Here is a 19,501-nt window from a genome sequence, read left to right on the forward strand (position 1 = left end):
CTGGGAGCGGTCGGCGCCGGGCCCGATGTCGAGCAAGCCACCGCGACAGGACGCGCGCGAAGCTGTGCACCAGCCACCCCACAGGTAGCCACCCTGCAATGAACGATGACGCCGAACCGATGGCGCCGGCGCTGAGCCGCCGCCGCTTTTTCCAGGGCCTGACCCTGATTCCCGTGGCCGCCGCGCTGCCTGCCTGTGCGCCCGGCACGACGGCGGCAGAGGCGCAGGCACCTGCCGCTGATACTGCCGACTACCGCCCCGAATTCTTCAACGCCGCCGAATGGGCCTTCATCGTTGCGGCCTGCGATCGGCTGATCCCCGCCGACGAGACCGGTCCCGGCGCGGTGGAATCGGGGGTGCCCGAATTCCTCGACCGGCACATGCAGACGCCTTACGCCGCCGGCGCCATCTGGTACATGCAGGGCCCGTTCCTGGAAGCGCCCAGCGAATTCGGCTACCAGGGCAAGCTGCCGCTGCGCGATATCGTGCGCGTGGGTATTGGCGCCGTCGATGCGCATTGCCGCGCACAGTTCCAGGGCAAGACTTTCGCCCAGCTGGACCACGCCCAGCAGGAAACCGTGCTGAAGGCCGCCGAGGGCGGCAAGCTGGAACTGGACGCCATCTCCAGCAAGCTGTTCTTCTCCAACCTGCTGGGCGAGGTGAAGAACGGCTACTTCGCCGACCCCAAGTACGGGGCCAACAAGGGCATGGCCGCGTGGAAGATGATCGGCTACCCCGGCATGCGTGCCGACTACCTGGACTGGATCGGGGTGCGCGACAAGGCCTACCCGCTGCCGCCGGTGGACCTGGCCGGGCGGAGGGGCTGAGCGCATGGCCATCACGAAACCGAAAGTAGACGCCGTGATCGTCGGCATGGGCTGGACCGGAGCGATCCTGGCCAAGGAACTGACCGACGCCGGCCTGCACGTGGTTGCGCTGGAACGCGGCGGCGACCGCGATACCCAGCCCGATTTCGCCTACCCCAACGTGGTGGACGAGCTGGAAGGTTCGGTGCACCGCCGCTACCTGCAGAGCCTGGCGCAGGAAACGGTCACGATTCGCCACACCCCGGCCGATACCGCTGTCCCCTATCGGCAGATGGGATCGTTCAAGCCCGGCACCGGCGTGGGCGGTGCGGGCAGCCACTGGTCGGGCGCGCATTTCCGCCCGCTGCCGGAAGACATGAAGCTGCGCACCAACGTGGAAGAACGCTACGGCAAACGCTTCATTCCCGATGACATGACCATCCAGGATTTCCCGCTGACCTATGCCGAACTGGAACCGCACCTGCACATGTTCGAGCTGGTCTGCGGCACGTCCGGCAAGGCCGGTGTGATCAACGGCGTGGTGCAGCCCGGCGGCAACCCGTTTGAAGGGTCGCGCTCGGCCGAGTACCCGCTGGGCCCCAACCCCAATTACCTGGGCGGCGAACTGTTCTACAAGGCGGCCAAGGAAATGGGCTGGCATCCGTATCCCATTCCGGCCTCGAATGCCTCCGGCCCGTATGTGAACCCCTACGGCTGCCAGCTGGGCCCGTGCAATGCGTGCGGCTTCTGCAGTGATTACGGCTGCCTGAACTATTCCAAGGCCAGCCCCAACGCCTGCATCCTGCCGGTGCTGCGCCAGCGGCCGAAGTTCGAACTGCGCACCCATTCGCAGGTGTTGAAGGTGGACCTGGACAGCACCGGCAAGCACGCCACCGGCGTGACCTACCTGGACGCGCAGGGCCGCGAAGTGCAGCAGCCGGCCGACCTGGTGCTGCTGTGCGCCTTCCAGCTCTACAACGTGCATCTGATGCTGCTGTCCGGCATCGGTACGCCCTACGATCCCGAATCCAACACCGGCACGGTGGGGCGCAACTACTCCTACCAGAACCTCAACCGGGTGGTGCTGTTCTTCGACAAGAACGTGCAGGCCAATGGCTTCATCGGCATTGGCGGTGCGGGCACCACCATGGACGATCTGAACGGCAATCAGCTGGACAATGCCAAGGCCGGCTTCGTTGGTGGTGGCCTGGTCTGGGCACGGCAGCCCGGCGCCGGCCCGGTGCGCGGCATCAACGTGCCTTCGGGTACGCCCAGCTGGGGCGCGGCATGGAAGAAGGCGGCCGCGGACAACTTCCGCCACAACTTCTATTACGAAGTACAGGGCGCGTGCATGGCCTACCGCCAGCATTACCTCAGCCTGGACCCGAACTACACCGACAGCTTCGGGCGGCCGCTGCTGCGCATGACCTTCGATTGGCACCCCAACGAGATCAAGGCCTCGCAGTTCTTCGTCGGCAAGGCCATGGAGATGAGCCGCGTGCTGAATCCGCTTTCCATGAGCGGTGATGCCAAGAAGGACGGCGAGCACTACAACATCACCAAGTACCAGAGCACCCACACCTGCGGTGGCGCGATCATGGGCGCCGACCCGAAGACCTCGGCACTGAACCGCTACCTGCAGAGCTGGGACGTGCCGAACGTGTTCGTGATCGGCGCCAACGCGTTCCCGCAGAACAACGGCTACAACCCCACCGGGCTGGTCGGTGGGCTGGCGTACTGGGCGGCCACGGCCATCCGCGAAAAGTACCTGCCCGATCCGGGCCCGCTGGTACAGGCCTGAGGAGACGCCCATGAAGAAGCTTCTCCTGTGGATCGTGGTGCTTGCCCTGGTGGTGCTGTTGCTGGCCCTGGCCTACGCCTTCGTGCCGACCCGCACGCGGGTGCTGGGCGATGCGCCGGCGGCCGATGCGGCGCTGATCGAACGTGGCCGCTACCTGGCCGCGGCTGGCGACTGCACCGCCTGCCATACCCGGCCCGGCGGCAGGCCGTTCGCCGGCGGTCTGCCGGTGGCTTCGCCGCTGGGCAACATCTACAGCACCAACATCACCCCGGACCGCGACACAGGCATTGGTACCTATTCGCTGGATGATTTCGACCGTGCCGTGCGCCACGGCATCACCCCCGATGGCCGCACCCTGTACCCGGCCATGCCCTACCCCTCTTATGCACGCCTGACCGATGACGATGTGCGGGCGCTGCATGCCTATTTCCTGCACGGTGACATCGCCCCGGTGAAGGAGGCCAACCAGGCCGCCGACATTCCGTGGCCGCTGTCGATGCGCTGGCCGCTGGCGATCTGGCGCAAGACCTTCGCCCCCGAAGCAGACGCGGTGGCCTTCGACCCCAGCCGCTATGCCAGCGCCGAACTGGCACGCGGCGCCTACCTGGTGCAGGGCCTGGGCCATTGCGGCAGCTGCCACACCCCGCGCGGGCTGGCGTTGCAGGAACAGGCACTGGATGAATCGGGCAGCGCGTACCTGGCCGGCGGGCAGATCATCGATGGCTGGAATGCGGTGAACCTGCGCGGCAACAATGCCGATGGCCTGGGCCGCTGGAGCACGCAGGACATCGTCGATACCCTGCGCACCGCACGCAACGCACACAGCGCGGTGGTGGGTTCGCCGATGGCCGACGTGGTGGTGCACAGCACCCAGCACCTGACCGATGCCGACCTGCAGGCCATGGCGGTCTATCTGAAGAGCCTGCCGGCCAGCGCGCACGATCCGTCGGCGTACGCGCAGGACGATACGACCGCGCGCAAGCTGCAGGCCGGCGTGAACGACAGCCGTGGCGCCGAACTGTACGTGGACAACTGCGCTGCCTGCCATCGCACCGACGCCAAGGGCTATGCGAATGTGTTCCCCGCCCTCGCCGGCAACCCCACGGTGCTGGCCGATGACCCGACCACGCTGGTGCGCCTGCTGCTGCATGGCAGCGCGCTGCCTTCCACTGCGCAGCGGCCGTCCAACCTGGGCATGCCCGGCTTCGCCGATCGGCTGAGCGATGAAGAGATCGCGCAGTTGGCGACCTTCATCCGCCAGGACTTTGGCAACAAGGCCAGCGCGGTGAATGCGGCGCAGGCGAAGAAGCTGCGGCAGGAAGCACCGTAGCGTGGGTGCATTGCCCCGGTAGGTGCCAACCTTGGTTGGCACTCAAGCGCAAAGCGTACCCACCAAGGTGGGCACCTACCCAAGCATCGGGGAGCATTGCCCTGGCAGGTGCCAACCTTGGTTGGCACTCAAGCGCAAAGCGTACCCACCAAGGTGGGCACCTACCAAAGCGTCGGGGTGCATTGCCCTGGTAGGTGCCAACCTTGGTTGGCACCGAAGCGCAAAGCGTGCCCACCAAGCTGGGCACCTACCAAATCGTCGGGGTGCATTGCTCTGGTGGGTGCCAACCTTGGTTGGCACCGAAGCGCAAAGCGTGCCCACTAAGGTGGGCACCTACCCAAGCGTCGGGGTGCATTGCCCTGGTAGGTGCCAACCTTGGTTGGCACCGAAGCGCAAAGCGTGCCCACCAAGGTGGGCACCTACCAAAGCGTCGGGGTGCATTGCCCTGGTAGGTGCCAACCTTTGTTGGCACCGAAGCGCAAAGCGTGCCCACCAAGGTGGGCACCTACCAAAGCGTCGGGGTGCATTGCTCTGGTAGGTGCCAACCTTGGTTGGCACCGAAGCGCAAAGCGTGCCCACCAAGGTGGGCACCTACCAAATCGTCGGGGTGCATTGCCCTGGTAGGTGCCAACCTTGGTTGGCACCGAAGCGCAAAGCGTGCCCACCAAGGTGGGCACCTACCAAATCGTCGGGGTGCATTGCTCTGGTAGGTGCCAACCTTGGTTGGCACTCAAGCGCAAAGCGTACCCACCAAGGTGGGCACCTACCCAAGCGTCGGGGTGCATTGCCCTGGTAGGTGCCAACCTTGGTTGGCACTGCCGCGCAGCGGCGCCGAAGCGAAAACCGCGCCCACCAAAGCCGCAGCACGCGCTGCCCTAATTGAAGTAAAGCATCATCGCCGGACCGCGGCAGCCTGCTGGCATCGGCTGGGTCAGCATCTGCGGCAACGAGGATAGCTCTCCGCCGCCAAAGGTGTGTGTCTGCCCAAACGCCACGACAGTGTTGCTGGACGTGCTGCGTACGCCGATAGGCACACCGTCCTGCCTGGCCAGTTCAAAATAGTCTGGCCACAGCGCCAATCGACGTTGTCCCGATGCACTGACAAAGTACACGCACTCGCCTATCGGCTCGATGGTGCCGCTAGCCGCAGCGGTCAGCAGAACTCTCGTTTCGGCCGGCACCAGAGTGACCAGACGCAGATTCGTCGACGGCGGCCGTGCGAAGGTGCTGCAGCCTGCCGCAGCGACTGCCAGCAGCAAGACCGCCGTGCGTGCCATCGTGATCGCCTTCATTCGCCCTCCTGGCAGTGCGTCATCGAGGCAGTCTACCCCGCGCGGGCCGTTGTAGGTGCCCACCTTGGTTGGCACTTAGGCGAACAGCGTGCCCACCAAGGTGGGCACCTACCAGGGCAAAGCGCCTGCATCATCGGCGTGCGAGAATTCCGGACTTCGCTTTGCCCGGAGTCCCCATGGTCCCCTTCCCCTTCGATGCCGTGCTGTTCGACTGCGATGGTGTCCTCGTCGATTCCGAGCCGCTGGTCGCCCGCGTGCTCTCGGACATGCTGACCGAACGCGGTTGGCCACTTACCCAGCAGCAGGCCGCCGATGTGTTCCTGGGCAAATCGGTCGCCAGCTTGGCCGGTCTGATCGAAGAACGCACCGGCAAGCCGTTCACCGAGGCGTGGCTCGATGAGTTCCGCCGCCAACGCAACGTGGCGCTGGAGCGCGATCTGACCGGGATTCCCGGTGCGCCTGCCGCCGTGCGGGCGCTGCAGACCCTCACCCAGGGCCGCATCGCGTGCGCGTCCGGTGCCGATCTGCTGAAGGTACGCCTGCAACTGGGCAAGATCGGCATTCTCGATGCCTTCGACGGGCAGATCTTCAGCGGCCAGGACCAGCCGCGGACCAAGCCTTACCCCGATGTGTATCTCGCCGCCGCCGCTGCACTGGGCGTGGACCCGGCGCGCTGCGCGGTCATCGAAGACACCGTGACTGGTGCGACCGCCGGCGTGGCCGCCGGTGCCACCGTGTTCGGCTACAGCCCGGGCGGCCAGTACCACAGCACGCCCGAGGCGCTGCGTGCGGCCGGTGCGCATGTCATTTTCGAATCCATGCACGACCTGCCAGCGGTGCTGGCGGCGTATACCGGCCGTACGGCGGCCTGATCGCCAACGCCGCTCTCGTGCGAGAGCGGCGTCAGCACTGCATCAGCCCGCGCAGATCACCAGGTGAAACGCGCGGTTGCGGTCACCGTGCGGCCGGTGCCGTAATAGCACGAGGACACGCCGGTGCAGGTCGACACGAAACGCTTGTCGGCCAGGTTGCTGACATTCAGTGACACCTGCGTGCCGACGTTGCCGTACTGACCGATGTCATAGCGGATCGCGGCATCCCACAGGGTGTACGACGGAATCAGGTACAGGTTGGCGCTGTCGCCGTAGCTCTTGCCGTTGTAGCGCACGCCGGCCGCCAGGCTCAGGCCTTCCAGCGCACCGCCCTGGAAGGTGTAGTCGCCCCACAGCGAGGCGGTCCAGTCCGGCACCATCGCCAACTGCTTGCCGCGGTAGCCGTTGTTGCTGCGGGTCACTTCCGAATCCATCCAGGCCGCTGCACCGATCACGCTGAAACCGGCCAGCGGGGTCACCCGGCCCTCCAGTTCCACACCCCGCACGCGGCCTTCGCCATCCTGTACCTGGCACTGGCTGGTGCCAGTGGTGCCGCAGGTGTTGTGGCTGCTGTCCGGATCATCGGTCAGCACGTTCTGCTGGCGCAGATCGTAGGCCGACAGGGTCACCAGGCCATCGAAGTTGGCCGGCTGGTACTTCACGCCGGCCTCCCACTGCTTGCCAGTGATCGGATCGAACGGCGTGCGGTCGAACGACTGGGTGGCGGTGCTGCCGGCCGGCTGGAACGATTCGGCGTAGCTCAGGTACGGGGTCAGACCGTTGTCGGCCACGAACAGGACGCCGGCGTTGCCGCTGAAGGCCTCGTTCTTGATCCGGCTGGGGGTACGCGCGCCGAAACGGTTGCTGGCCACGGTATAGGTCTGGGTCCAGGTGTCATCCTTGGTCCAGTCGTAGCGGCCGCCCAGGGTGAAGCGCCACTTGTCCAGCGCGATCTGGTCCTGCAGGTACACACCGGTCTGGCGGTTGATGCCACCGGAGTAGCTGATCGAGGTGGTGGCCGGAATGTAGCCGGTGTAGACCGGGTTGAAGATGTCGATGGCATTGGGCGTATCGGTGGCCGTGCCCATCGCACCGCGCGCCGCATCCCAATCGGCCTTCTGCCAGTCCACGCCCAGCAGCAGCGTGTGCTGGGCCGCGCCGGTGCTGAACTTGCCGGTCAGGCGCGTATCGGCGGTATCGCCGCGCGAATCGCCTTCACCCCAGGTCGCGCGGCGCTTCTGCGTGCGGCCGTCGGCATTCAGTGCGCCGTTGGTCACCACGGTGCGGAAGGTGGAATCGACGTTCAGGCGGCGCGCGCTCTGGCTCAACGTCCAGTTCTCATTGAACGCATGTTCGAACATCCAGCCCGCCGACCAGATGGTGCGGTCGTAGGTGTTCCAGCGCGGTTCGCCAATGAAGGTGCTGTTCTTCATGTGGCCATATGGCGTGGCGTTCAGCGTGCCGTCCATCGGCAGGAACTGGTAGGTGGAGCCGCCATCGTCGCGCTGGTACAGGCCCAGCAGGGTCAGGCGCGTGCGCTCGGCCATCTGGAAGGTGTAGCTGGGCGCCAGGAACCAGTGCTCCTGCTCGGTGTGCTTGATCTGGGTGTCGCCATCGCGGTACAGGCCCACCAGGCGGCCCAGGTGCTGCTTGTCCGCCGATGCGGTGCCCACGTCGAAGGCGGTGCTGTACTGGCCATTGCCATCCACGCCCAGCTGCACGATCTGCTGCTGGTCCGGCGTAGGCGTCTTGCTGACCTGGTTGACCATGCCACCCGGAGCCACCTGCCCGTACATCACCGCCGACGGACCCTTCAGCACTTCCACGCGGTCCAGGTTCCAGCTGTCCACCATGGTGCGGTTCCACTGCCCGCCCTGCGGCGCGCGCATGCCGTCGATGGTGACGTTGTTGCTCCAGCTGCCGGCATCGAAGCCGCGGATGCGGAAATCATCCACGCGGTTGTCGATACCGCTGCTTTCCAGCGATACACCGGCCACGTAGCGCATCGCCTCATTCAAGGTCTGCACGCCGCGCGCATCCAGTTCCTCGCGCGCGATCACCGACACCGACTTGGCCATCTCCGCAACCGGGGTGTCGGTCTTGGTGGCGCCAGAGGTGTGGGTGAGCGTGCGGTAGGCGTTCACATGCACCGCATCCAGGTCGGTGGGGCTGCTGCCGTCCGGCGTCTGCGACTGCGCCTGGGCGGCCAGCGGTGCGCACAGTGCAAGGGCCAAAGCCAACGCGGTGCTGAGTGGTGAGCGGACGGGAAATACGGGGGAATTCATCGGGGAACCTGCCAGGAAGGGGCACCAGCGGTGGGCCGCGGCACTGTTAAGGACGCATGAAATGATATCAAATGCGAATGGTTCGCACTAACGTCCGTGATTCAGGCGGCCTGCTGCCGGACGGTCGGCCGTACCGACGCCGCGTTAACCGCGCTTTTCGATACTGGGCCAGCGCCGGGCGCTCGCGCCGGGTTGCACCCATGGAACGCAACGAGGACATTGGATGAGCAAGCTGCACACCCTGGCCGCCACGGCCGCCCTGCTGGCCCTGAGCCCCCTTGCCTGGGCCGAAACGGTGAACCTGACCAACAGCGCCGATGGCGCCAACCGCGATGCCGGCATCACCGCGGTGAAGAAGAAACTGCAGGACGCCTGCACCGAGCGCAAGGGCACGCCCGCTCCCGACACGTTTGAAGTGGTGTTCGAGAAGACCAGCGAGAACCCGAACGTGCCCAAGCCGTACTACGTGGACGGCAAGATGCAGTGCGAACTGCCCGGTTAAGGGCCCACAGGGAACGCCGGGCATGGCCCGGCGCTACATCAGCGCGCCAGACTGCGCGCTGTCTCCTGCTGCTGCACCTGCTCCTGCTCGCGCTGCTGCGCCACCTGTGCTTCCGGTGCGGCACGCTCTGGCATCTGCTGCAGTTCGCGCACGTGGTCGGCCACCGGTGTGGCCACCGCCTGCGCGGTATCGGTGCGGGCAATCTGCCGGTCGGGGGCATGCGCTTCGCCCTGCACCGCGAAGGCGTAGCGGCCATCGTCACTCAGCACCGCCTGGTCCACCCGTTCCATGCCCTTGTGGGTGGCGGCCACCAGCAGCGCCATGCCCAGCCGCTCACTGGCCTGGTCGGGCTGCCGCCCCATGGCCTGGTCCAGACTGTTCACCGCACCCTGCGTCTGCAGCCACAGACCGTGCCGTGGGCTGGCTTCATTGCGCGGGTCGTGCGGAGGCAGCAACGGTGAAGGCGGCGGCAGGTCCTGCAAGGCCTGCGACTGCACGCTGGCCTCGATCGGCTGCAGTTCGCGGCCTTCGGCAGACGCGACGCGGAACAAGCGCTCGCCCAGCCCATGGGCCGAATGGCCCTGGTTGCGTGCCAGCGCGGCGGCGAACGCATCCACATCCTGCTGTGGCCTGCCCTGCCCGTCCTCGGCCAGCAGGCGCCAGTCGGGGCCCAGCATCGGATTGTCTTTCACCATGGCCTGGGTGCGCTCCATCAGGGCGCGCATCTGCGGCTCATCCAGTACCAGGGTGTTCTCCACCCCGACATGCAACGGACCACGATCGCCGGCCGCGTTGCCGGTCAGCGCGGCATTCACCATGCCGGCAACCTGTTCGCCGTGTTCGTGGTCACGCAGGTCGATCTGGAACTGATAGCGGCGCTGGGCGATGTCTTCCTGGCCATCGGCACCGTAGGCACTGAAACGGCTGACGGGTACGTTGCCGCTGTATTCCACGCTGCGGTGTTCGGTGAAGCTGCCGTCCTCGTGGCGTACGCGCACCACGTCGCCGCTGTTGCGCTGCCCGGCAACGTCCAGGTTGAACGCATCGCCCACGCCCACCTTCAGGCGCGTCTGTGAACTCATGCCCAGCCGTTCCACGGTGGCCAGGTCCTGCACGCCGGGGGTGTGCGCATCCATCACCCCGGTGTCGATGAAGTGCTGATAGGCGGCGCGGCCATCCACCTGCTCAAGATCGAAGGTGGCGGTGCGCACCGTGGATTGCCCCAGCGCGTCCTGGCGCCCGGCCACGGCGGCCAGCTTGCCCGCTGCAAAGCCAACGCCGTTGAACGCTTCCACCGCCTGGTTCGGGCCGGTGGTGACGCGTACGCGGCCATCGTCCAGGTGATCCACGCGGTAGCTGGCGCCCTGCGCCTCGGTCACCTGGCTCTGGATGGCAATATTGCGGAAGCGTCCTTCCAGCGCGGTGCCACTGAAATGTTGCCCGTCCAGGGTGACGCTGCCACCCTTGGGAATGCTTTGCGGATCGAAGGGATTCACCGTGGTGGGATCGGTATCCAGCGCACCGTGCGGCAGGCTGACGCGGTAGCGACCACGTGCGCCGGCGCTGTCTTCCTGGGTGAAGCCGCCGGCCTTCATGCGGTTGCCCACCACACTGTCGACCGTTACCAGGTAATCCGTGCCGTCGCGGGTGGGCGTGGCTGCAGCGGCCACCGACGCACCGCGGAACTGCGTGCCGGGACCGGTGCCTGACAGCTTCTTTTCCTGCGCCAGCTTTACCGACTGGTCTTCGCCGTTCACGGTGATGGCATGGCCGGCGCCCTTCAACTGCGCTTCGCCATTGCCGGATACGTAGGTGGGATCGAACGCCGCGCTGGCGTTGGCCGCGTGCGCGTCCTGAGTGGCTGCGCCTTCCGTGCGGGTAGTGGCATTCATGCCGTGGGCTCCTTGAACGTAGACCGCTTGATTATGGCAGCCGACGCGCAATTGCGTTCACGCGGCACCGCCGCAGTGTTCGAGATAGTGAACCACGTCCCATCGAGAAGGCCCGCATGCCCCGCCGCATCTTCCACTTTTCCACCTGGCCACGTGGTTGGCGGCTGCTGGCGTGGTGCCTGCTGGGGGTGCAGGCGCTGTATCTGCTGGCCGGCAATATTTTCCTGAATACGCCGCTGTTCGATGCGGTGACCAACCGCAAGCCGCACAAGTTCGTGATGTCCACCGGCCCGGCCATTACCCTGCTGCCCGGCCATGTGATTGCCTGGAACGTGCATATGCGCGGCCACGTGAACCACACGGTGTATGTGCTGCACGCCGACCGGGCCAGTGCGCGGCTGGCGGTGCTGCCGCTGTTCCGCCGTGAGGTGCGCGTACCGCACCTGCAGGCGACCGGGGTGTCGGCGGAAATAGAGCGTGTGCAGGACGTGGTGCCCTCGCCGCCGCGTGGTGACCAGGGCTGGACACTGCGCTTCGACGCGATCCACAGCGACAGCATCCGCAGCGCACGCTTCGGCAAGCTGCTGCTGCAGGGCGGCGGCAGCGGCACCGTGGGCTTCGTCAAGCAGCTGCGGGGTGGGCCGTCGCAGTTGCTGGATTCGCAGGTCGAATTCAACGATGCCTTCGCCAGCTACGACGGCGTACAACTGCTGTCGGGCATGCAGTTGAAATCCACCTTCCGCTACCCGCGGCACTACCGCGACCAGGCACCGGGCATCCGCAAGTTCACCCTGGTGGAAGGCACGCTGGACATCACTGCGCGCAGTCAGGGACTGCGCATGAACACCGACGCCCAGCAGGTCGCCATCGCCAGTTCACCGTTGGCCGGCCAGTTGCAGGCGCACGTGGCTCTGCAACGCGGCGCGCTGATGCCCGGCACCCGTGCCATCTGGCGGGTGCCGCTGCAGCTGGGTGACGGCGCGCCCGATCGCGGCGTGCTGGCGCTGCAGCTGGATGTGGCGCAGGACATGCGCGTGCAGGCGCGGTTGCCGCCACGCCCTGAGCGCGGCGCGGCACTGGATGCCGACCTGCACATCCGCGGCCACCACATTCCCTTCGACGATCCGGCCAGCCTGCTGGAGCGCACGTCCGGCCAGGTACAGGGCGAATGGACGTTCACCTCGCTCAACTGGATTCCGGCCCTGTTCGTGCGCAAGCCCTGGTTCCAGCTGGACGGCGGCGGCGTACTGAAGGCTGACCTGCGCGTGCAGGATGGTGAGCTGATGGCCGGCAGCACCGTGGACCTGCCCGCGGCCGAAGCCGTGGCAGAAGTGGCCGGCGTGCGCATGGCCGGCACCGCCAGTGCCCACGGTGAGTTGAAGGCCGGCACCCCTACCCGCGCCGAACTGGACGTGCGGCTGCCGCGTTTCTCCGCGCGCACCCAGAGCAAGGATGCGGCCACCCTGTTCGAGGGGCGCGATCTTTCACTGCAGCTGAGCGGTGACGGTCGGCTGCGTGAGCTGCGCCGCGGCGTGCGTGCCCGGCTCCGCTTCAGCGATGCGGACATTCCCGATCTTTCGGCCTACAACCGCTTCCTGGGCAATGGGCAGGTGCGCCTGGTGTCGGGCACGGCGCGCCTGAGTGGTGACGTCCGGCTGGATACCGATGGCCGCATCGGCCAGGGCACGGCGCGTCTGCTCGGCCAGGGCGCGCGCCTGCAGCTTGCCGGCCTGGACCTGCGTGCCGACACCCGTGTGGACGGCACCCTGCAGCGCGGCGACTTCCGCCAGCGCTGGTTCGACCTGGCCGGCAGCGCGGTGGAACTGCGCAACGTGCAGATTGATGGCCGGCCGGGACCGCAGGGGTGGCAGGGCCGACTGGACGTTGACGAGGGCCGCATCGATGCCCAGTCCCCCTTCCAGGTGGACGCGCGGGCGCGGGTGGCCATGAGCGATGCCGGCCCGCTGCTGGCGGTGTTTGCCGAACGCGGCGACTACCCGGGCTGGGTATTGAAACTGCTCGATTCCGGGCGGGTGGAGGCAAAGACCGCGCTGCGCTGGCAGCCCGGCCACCTGGTGCTTGATGACCTGCAGGCGGAGAACGACCGGTTCTCGCTGCGGGCGCGGCTGGATCTGCTGCAGCAGCGCCGCAAGGGCGATCTGTATCTGCGCTGGGGCGTGCTCGGCGCAGGCATCGAACTGGATGGCGATCGCCGCCAGTGGCACCTGGCCGGCGCGCGCGACTGGTTCGACGGCCGTCCTGCGTTGTTGGCGCCGGCACCGTGACGGCGCCGGCCGGGCTCAGGCCGCGGCCGGTTGCCAGTCGCGCAGCACGCGCGGCCTCAACGCGTGCTCACCACAGCCTTCCGGGCAGCGCAGGATGCGCGCCACCGAGGTACTGATGAAGCCGGCGCCTTCGTGGGCGGTGAACACCTGCGCGCAGCCATGGCAACGCGCCACCAGTGAGTACAGATGGACGATGCGCCCGCTGCTGGGGTCCTTCAGCGCATCGATCTGCAACAGATCGAACCGGCAGGTATCAGGCAAGGTGTGCCGGAAGGAGGGGCGTGCGGGGGTGGGCTGCAGGTTCACGGGATGGCCAGCGGGGAGGTAGGCGCCCACCGTAGCGTTGCCGGCGTGCAGCCGGTGTTCACTGCCGGTGCAACCCAGGCGAAATCTCTTCACCGCGTTTACACTGCTTCTGCTAGCGTTACGCCAATGTCCGTCCCCACCCCCTGCGCGCAGCGCGCTGCCTCCTCTTCTGCCCCCTACGAGTCGCTCAGTGCGATGCTGAAGACGGCCACGCGCAGCACCCACGAGCGCCTGGACCAACGCCTGATGGCCTTGGGCATCTTCGATGATCGCCGCGACTACCTGCGCTTCCTGCAGGTGCAGGCGCAGTTCCATGGCGCGGCGGCAGCGCTGTACCGGCGGCCGGATCTGCCGATGGCGGCATCAGAACCGTGCAAGCACACGCAGGTGCTGGCCGATCTGCAGGATCTGGGTGCACACGCTGCGATGCCGTCCGCCGACGCACCGGTGCTGGCCACTGCCCCGCTGCCGGTGGCGCTGGGCTGGTGGTACGTGGCTGAAGGTTCCAGCATGGGCGCGGCGGTACTGCTGCACCATGCAGCCCGCCTGGGCCTGCACGTGGGTTTCGGCGCACGCCATCTGGCGCCCGCCACAGCCGGGGTCGCCGCGCATTGGCGCAACGTGCGGGCCGCGATGGACGCGCTCGCGCTGACGGATGCGCAGCGCGTACAGGTGGCCGCTGCGGCCTGCGCGGCCTTTTCGTTTGTCGGGCGACGCGTGGATGAAGCGTTCAGAAATGCCTGATCCAGCCGTTGACAGCAGTGCGATAGTGGGCAGATGCCTCTTGCTGTCCTTGTTCCAGGCGCGCGCCCGCGCCGCCTCACCACTTCCGGGTTCCTGTCTTCATGTCCAACGCCACTGACGCCGTGAACGATCTGGCGCTGTCCGTCTGTGCCCGCGAGCCGATCCACACACCCGGCGCCATCCAGCCCTACGGGGTGCTGCTGGTCGCCGATCCGGCCACGCTGCAGGTACGCGAGCGCGCGATCAGCCAGGACTCTCTGCTACAGCAGTTTGGCGAACCGCTCGGGCAGCCGCTGGACGCGGTGCTGGGCGGCGTGCTCGCCCCGTTCCTGCCGCAGCTGCGCCGCACGGCGGTCGACAGCAGCGTGCACGTGGGCGCTGTGCACCTGGACGGGCATGGCCGCCACCAACTGCTGGTGCACCGCTCGCAGCACGATCTGCTGGTGGAACTGGAAAGCCCGGTGCCTGGCCAGCCGAGTTCGCTGGAGGAGCTCTATCCGGCCATCCGCCGCCTGATGTCCGAGATCGAATCGGCTGCCACCGTGGCCGATCTGTGCCAGCTGGCCGCCCAGCACATGCGCGCGATGACCGGCTTCGACCGCACTCTGGTCTATCAATTCGACAGCGCCTGGAACGGCACCGTGGTGGCCGAGGATGGAAACGGCGTGCTGCCTTCTTACCTGGACCTGCGCTTCCCCGAATCTGACATTCCGGCGCAGGCACGCGAGCTGTACCGGCGCAACCGGGTGCGCCTGATCGCCGATTCGGACTACACCGCCGTGCCGCTGGTGCGCGATGCAGCGGCCGCTGACGCAGCGCCCACCGACCTCAGCCTGGCGGTGCTGCGCAGTGTTTCTCCGGTGCACCTGCAGTACATGCGCAACATGGGCACCGGCGCGTCGATGTCGGTCTCGCTGATCCACGAAGGCCGCTTGTGGGGACTGGTGTCCTGCCATACCGCCAATGCCCGCCGCCTGCCCTACCCCGTGCGCACGGCCTGCGAGTTCATGGGCCAGATCCTGTCGCTGCAGATTGCGCTGAAAGAGCGCGGGCGGGTGGTGGAAGAGCGGGTGATCCGCCGTTCGCTGCTGGTCAAGCTGCTGGGCCGCATGGCCGGCGATGAAGACTTCATGGCGGCGCTGCGCCAGGACCACAGCAATCTGCTCGCGCTGACCGAGGCCGCCGGCGCGGCGATCGTGCACAAGGGGGACTGCATGCGGGTCGGCCAGTGCCCGGCCCGCGAGGACATCCTGCGCTTGGCGCACTGGGTGGCTGCCGAGCACCCGGGCGAAGAAGTGTTCCACACCGACCATCTTGCCGGTGTCTGGCCGTCAGCCGCGGGCCTGAGCGACGTGGCCAGTGGCGTGCTGGCGGTGTCCATTTCGCAACTGCACGACAGCTACCTGATGTGGTTCCGGCCCGAAGTGGTGCGCACCGTGCGCTGGGGCGGCGATCCGCGCAAATCCAGCGATCCGGGAACGGCGCTGTCGCCACGCCATTCCTTCGAAGCATGGAAGGAAACCGTGCAGCAACGCAGCCTGCCCTGGACTGACGCCGACGCCGAGGCCGCGCACGAAATGCGCACGGCCATCGTTGATATCGTGCTGCGCAAGGCCGAAGAGATGGCCGAACTGAACGAACAGCTGGTGCGCAGCAACAAGGAACTGGAAGCGTTCTCGTACTCGGTCAGCCACGATCTGCGCGCCCCGTTCCGGCATATCGTGGGTTACTCCGAACTGCTGGGCAGCTCGGCGGCCGAGCGCCTGAGCGAGAACGAACGGCGCTTCCTGGACACCATCGTGGAATCGGCCAAGTCCGCCGGCACCCTGGTGGATGATTTGCTGAGTTTCTCGCAGATGGGCCGTTCGACCCTTGGCCGCATGCATATCGACATGGGCGCGCTGGCGCAGGATGTGCGCCGGACCCTGGCGCTGGACTATGCCGGTCGCAGCATCGATTGGCGTATCGGTCCGTTGCCGGTGGTCGAGGCCGATCCCACCATGCTGCGCCTGGTCTGGCAGAACCTGCTGTCCAACGCGGTCAAGTTCACCCGCGACGTTGCCGACGCCGTGATTGAAGTAGGCCACCACCGCAGCGCCAGCGAAGACATCTTCCATGTGCGCGACAACGGCTGCGGCTTTGACATGCGCTACGTGGACAAGCTGTTCGGCGTGTTCCAGCGCCTGCACCACGAAGACGAATTCGAAGGTACCGGCATCGGCCTGGCCAATGTGCGCCGCATCATCGGCCGCCATGGCGGCCGCACCTGGGCCGAAGGCACGCTGGGTGAAGGTGCCACGCTCTATTTCACCCTTCCCCTTTCTACCGGAGAACACCCATGAGGGATCTGCGGCCGATCCTCCTGGTCGAGGACAGCCCCAAGGACGCCGAACTGACCCTGGCCGCGCTTGCGCGCTGCCAGCTGCTCAACGACGTGGTGCACGTGCGCGATGGCGCCGAAGCGCTGGACTACCTGCGCAGCCAGGGCAATTTCGCCGGCACCTTCCACGGTGGACCCGTGGTGGTCCTGCTGGACCTGAAACTGCCCAAGATCAATGGTCTGGAAGTACTGCAGCAGGTGCGCGAGGACCCGGAACTGAGCAGCACTCCGATCGTCATGCTGACCTCATCGCGCGAAGAGCAGGATCTGGTCCGCAGTTACCAGCTGGGCGTCAATGCCTTTGTCGTCAAGCCGGTGGATTTCAAGGAATTCTTCGACGCCATCCAGGGCCTTGGCATGTTCTGGGGCATCACCAACCAGCCACCTCCGCATCGCGGCGGCAACGGGAACTCCCCCACCCATGAATGACCCCGCGCCTGCAGGCGGCCGCCTGCGGATCCTGATGCTGGAAGACAGCGCGCTGGATGCCGAACTGATCACGGCCCAGCTGCAGCGCTCCGGCCTGCGCTTCGATACCCACCGGGTGTGGGCGCACGACACATTCCTGGCGGCCATCACATCGGCACAGTTCGACGTGATCCTGGCCGACCATGTGCTGCCGGGGTTCGACGGCGATACCGCACTGGCGCTGGCGCGCGAGCACGCGCCGCAGATCCCTTTCATCTTTGTCTCCGGCACGCTGACCGAAGAACTGGCCGTGCAGGCACTGACCCGCGGCGCGCGCGATTATGTGGTCAAGCAGCGGCTGCAGCGACTGCCGGACGCGATCCGGCGTGCCCGCGATGAAGCCCGCGAGCGCAACCAACTGGCGCAGGCGCGCACAGCGCTGGAGCACAGCCAGGCACAACTGCAACAGATCACCGATGCCATTCCCGCACTGATCGCGCACCTGGGTGCGGACCATCGCTACCGCTTCGCCAACAAGGCCTTCCTGGACTGGCATGGCATTGCCCTGGACGACCTGCTGGGCAAGCAGCCGGCCGACATCGGCAACAGCGCCTCGTTCCAGCAGGCACTGCCCAGCCTGGAACGGGTACTGGCCGGCGAGCGCGCCAGCTTCCAGATCACCCTGACCCACCGCAGCGGCGAAGCGCGCTTCGTGCAGATGGACTGCGTGCCCGAATTCGCTGCCGACGGCACGGTGACCGGCTATACCTGCCTGGGCAGTGATGTGTCCGGGCTGAAGCGCGCCGAGCTGGCGCTGCGCCAGGACAACCAGTCGCTGGAGCAGCAGGTGCAGGCACGCACCGCCGAACTGCAGGCCAGCAAGCGGCGCCTGCAGGCCATCTTTGAGTCCAGCTTCCAGCACCAGGTGCTGCTGGATCTGGACGGGCGGGTGATCGATGCCAACGTGGCCTCGTTGGCAGCGGTGCTGGCCAGCAAGCCGGACGTCGTGGGCGCGCAGTTTTCCAGCACCGCCTGGTTTGCCGCGACCCCGCAGGCCGCGCGCACCGTCACCGAGGCAGTGCAGAATGCGGCCGCAGGCACCCCGTCGCTGCATGCGTTCGAACTGGAACTGCCCACCGGCAAGCGCAGTTTCGACTTCTCGCTGCGACCGCTGCTGGGCCCCGACGGCCAGGTGGCGGCGGTGGTCTGCGAAGCGGTGGAAACCACTGCACGTGTGCAGGCCGAACATGCGCTGCGGCAATCACAGAAAATCGAAGCCGTGGGCCAGCTGACCGGCGGCATCGCCCACGACTTCAACAACATCCTGACCGTCATCGCCGGCAATGTGGAACACGCCATGCTGCTGAACCAGCGCAATGGCGAACCGGCCGGCATGACCGCGCGGGCGCTGGACAACGCCTTGAAGGGCGTCAACCGTGCCGCCAGCCTGACCCAGCGCCTGCTGGCCTTCGCCCGCCGGCAACCGCTGCACAGCCAGGCGGTGAATCTGAATGACGCCGTGCACGGCATGCAGGACATGCTGCAGCGCGCCCTGGGCGAGCTGGTGCAGCTGGAGATCCGCAGCGCTGACGACATCTGGTGCGTGGAACTGGATGTCAGCCAGCTGGAAGTCTCGGTATTGAACCTGGCCGTGAATGCACGCGATGCCATGGACCACGGCGGCCAGCTGGTGATCGAAATCGACAACAGTCACCTGGACCATGACTACGCCGCCCTGTTCCCCGATGCAGCGCCTGGCGAATACGTGATGCTGCGGGTGCGCGACAACGGCCACGGCATGTCGGCCGAAACGCTGGCCAAGGTGTTCGAACCGTTCTTCACCACCAAGCAGGTGGGCCGCGGTACGGGGCTGGGGCTGTCGATGGTGCATGGCTTCGTGAAGCAGTCCGGCGGCCATGTGCTGATCGATTCGATCCCCGGCGGCGGCACCAGCATCACCATGATGTTTCCGCGCTCAACCCTGCCCCTGCCCAGCCAAGCGGCGCCGACGCAGACCGGTTGGGCCAGCTACGAAGCGCGCGAGGAGTCGATCCTGGTGGCCGAGGACAACGACGACGTGCGCGCCTACACCGTGGATGCACTGCGACAGCTGGGCTACCGCGTGCTGGAAGCACACGATGGGCCGTCCGCCCTGCGCCTGCTGGAGCGGCCCGACACCCAGATCGATCTGTTGTTCTCGGACATCGTGATGCCGGGCATGTCCGGCTGGGAACTGGGTCGACAGGTGCGCGAGCGCTGGCCCTCGGTGGCCGTCCTGTTCACCTCGGGCTACCCGCGCGACCACGACACCGTAGGCAGCCCCGGGCGCGGCGCACCGCTGCTGTCCAAGCCATTCACCCGCAGCGACCTGGCCGAATCGGTGCGCAACGCACTGGCGCCCTGACCCCCCGGCCCCACCACATGCCCTGGTAGGTGCCGACCTTGGTCGGCACACGCCCCGCGCCCCGGTAGGTGCCGACCTTGGTCGGCACACGCACCGCGCCCTGGTAGGTGCCGACCTTGGTCGGCACACGCTGCGGGCCAACCAAGGTTGGCCCCTACCAAGGCGCGGTAATGCGGGCCAACCAAGGTTGGCCC

14 protein-coding genes are annotated in these 19,501 nt (G+C 66.9%); 10 read left to right on the plus strand and 4 right to left on the minus strand.

Features of this window, described 5'->3' with window-relative positions:
• The first annotated feature begins 98 nt into the window (after positions 1 to 98).
• The 3 genes from C1922_RS10515 to C1922_RS10525 are packed head-to-tail and all read left to right on the plus strand — an operon-like array spanning position 99 to position 3,937.
• Positions 99 to 827: a gluconate 2-dehydrogenase subunit 3 family protein gene (locus C1922_RS10515; RefSeq protein ID WP_108749697.1), complete on the plus strand. Its 729-nt coding sequence runs from the start codon at positions 99 to 101 to the stop codon at positions 825 to 827.
• 4 nt (positions 828 to 831) lie between these two features.
• Positions 832 to 2,607 (plus strand): GMC family oxidoreductase, encoded by a 1,776-nt coding sequence (locus C1922_RS10520; protein ID WP_108749698.1) that lies wholly within the window; start codon positions 832 to 834, stop codon positions 2,605 to 2,607.
• Between the two features lie 10 nt (positions 2,608 to 2,617).
• Positions 2,618 to 3,937 carry a cytochrome c gene (locus C1922_RS10525; RefSeq protein WP_108749699.1) on the plus strand — a complete coding sequence of 440 codons (1,320 nt, stop codon included), beginning with the start codon at positions 2,618 to 2,620 and terminating at the stop codon, positions 3,935 to 3,937.
• An 875-nt stretch (positions 3,938 to 4,812) separates the two neighbouring features.
• Here the strand turns inward: C1922_RS10525 and C1922_RS10530 are convergent.
• The gene (locus tag C1922_RS10530) at positions 4,813 to 5,229 is read right to left on the minus strand and encodes a hypothetical protein (RefSeq protein ID WP_108749700.1); all 417 of its coding nucleotides are present in this window, start codon (positions 5,227 to 5,229) and stop codon (positions 4,813 to 4,815) included.
• Between the two features lie 176 nt (positions 5,230 to 5,405).
• Here C1922_RS10530 and C1922_RS10535 point away from each other — a divergent pair, with 176 nt between their 5' ends.
• Entirely contained in the window at positions 5,406 to 6,101 is a 696-nt protein-coding gene (locus C1922_RS10535) for an HAD family phosphatase (RefSeq protein WP_108749701.1), read from the plus strand.
• Between the two features lie 56 nt (positions 6,102 to 6,157).
• On the opposite strand, the gene C1922_RS10540 is transcribed toward C1922_RS10535, so the two are convergent.
• Positions 6,158 to 8,386 carry a TonB-dependent siderophore receptor gene (locus tag C1922_RS10540; RefSeq protein ID WP_108749702.1) on the minus strand — a complete coding sequence of 743 codons (2,229 nt, stop codon included), beginning with the start codon at positions 8,384 to 8,386 and terminating at the stop codon, positions 6,158 to 6,160.
• 223 nt (positions 8,387 to 8,609) lie between these two features.
• On the opposite strand from C1922_RS10540, the gene C1922_RS10545 reads away from it, so the two are divergent.
• Complete coding sequence (locus C1922_RS10545) at positions 8,610 to 8,888, plus strand: hypothetical protein (protein ID WP_108749703.1); 279 nt, start codon at positions 8,610 to 8,612, stop codon at positions 8,886 to 8,888.
• Positions 8,889 to 8,926: 38 nt separating this feature from the next.
• Here the strand turns inward: C1922_RS10545 and C1922_RS10550 are convergent, their stop codons facing one another.
• Entirely contained in the window at positions 8,927 to 10,780 is a 1,854-nt protein-coding gene (locus C1922_RS10550; RefSeq protein ID WP_108749704.1) for an XVIPCD domain-containing protein, read from the minus strand.
• Between the two features lie 116 nt (positions 10,781 to 10,896).
• Between C1922_RS10550 and C1922_RS10555 the strand changes: the two genes are divergently transcribed.
• Positions 10,897 to 13,065 carry a hypothetical protein gene (locus C1922_RS10555; RefSeq protein ID WP_108749705.1) on the plus strand — a complete coding sequence of 723 codons (2,169 nt, stop codon included), beginning with the start codon at positions 10,897 to 10,899 and terminating at the stop codon, positions 13,063 to 13,065.
• A gap of 15 nt (positions 13,066 to 13,080) precedes the next feature.
• On the opposite strand, the gene C1922_RS20810 is transcribed toward C1922_RS10555, so the two are convergent.
• The gene (locus tag C1922_RS20810; protein WP_325051571.1) at positions 13,081 to 13,464 is read right to left on the minus strand and encodes a hypothetical protein; all 384 of its coding nucleotides are present in this window, start codon (positions 13,462 to 13,464) and stop codon (positions 13,081 to 13,083) included.
• Positions 13,465 to 13,497: 33 nt separating this feature from the next.
• Between C1922_RS20810 and C1922_RS10565 the strand changes: the two genes are divergently transcribed.
• From C1922_RS10565 to C1922_RS10580, 4 genes are all read left to right on the plus strand, one after another.
• Positions 13,498 to 14,115: a biliverdin-producing heme oxygenase gene (locus tag C1922_RS10565; RefSeq protein ID WP_108749707.1), complete on the plus strand. Its 618-nt coding sequence runs from the start codon at positions 13,498 to 13,500 to the stop codon at positions 14,113 to 14,115.
• Between the two features lie 101 nt (positions 14,116 to 14,216).
• Positions 14,217 to 16,457 (plus strand): ATP-binding protein, encoded by a 2,241-nt coding sequence (locus C1922_RS10570; protein ID WP_108749708.1) that lies wholly within the window; start codon positions 14,217 to 14,219, stop codon positions 16,455 to 16,457.
• Positions 16,454 to 16,924 (plus strand): response regulator, encoded by a 471-nt coding sequence (locus C1922_RS10575; protein WP_108749709.1) that lies wholly within the window; start codon positions 16,454 to 16,456, stop codon positions 16,922 to 16,924. Before C1922_RS10570 ends, C1922_RS10575 begins: the two co-directional genes overlap by 4 nt.
• A complete protein-coding gene (locus tag C1922_RS10580; RefSeq protein WP_108749710.1) occupies positions 16,917 to 19,307 on the plus strand; it encodes a response regulator in 2,391 nt (796 codons plus the stop codon). The genes C1922_RS10575 and C1922_RS10580 overlap by 8 nt, the downstream gene beginning before the upstream one ends.
• Positions 19,308 to 19,501 lie beyond the last annotated feature (194 nt).

This window comes from Stenotrophomonas sp. ZAC14D2_NAIMI4_7, from assembly GCF_003086675.1.
In the GTDB taxonomy this organism is placed as follows: Bacteria; Pseudomonadota; Gammaproteobacteria; order Xanthomonadales; family Xanthomonadaceae; genus Stenotrophomonas.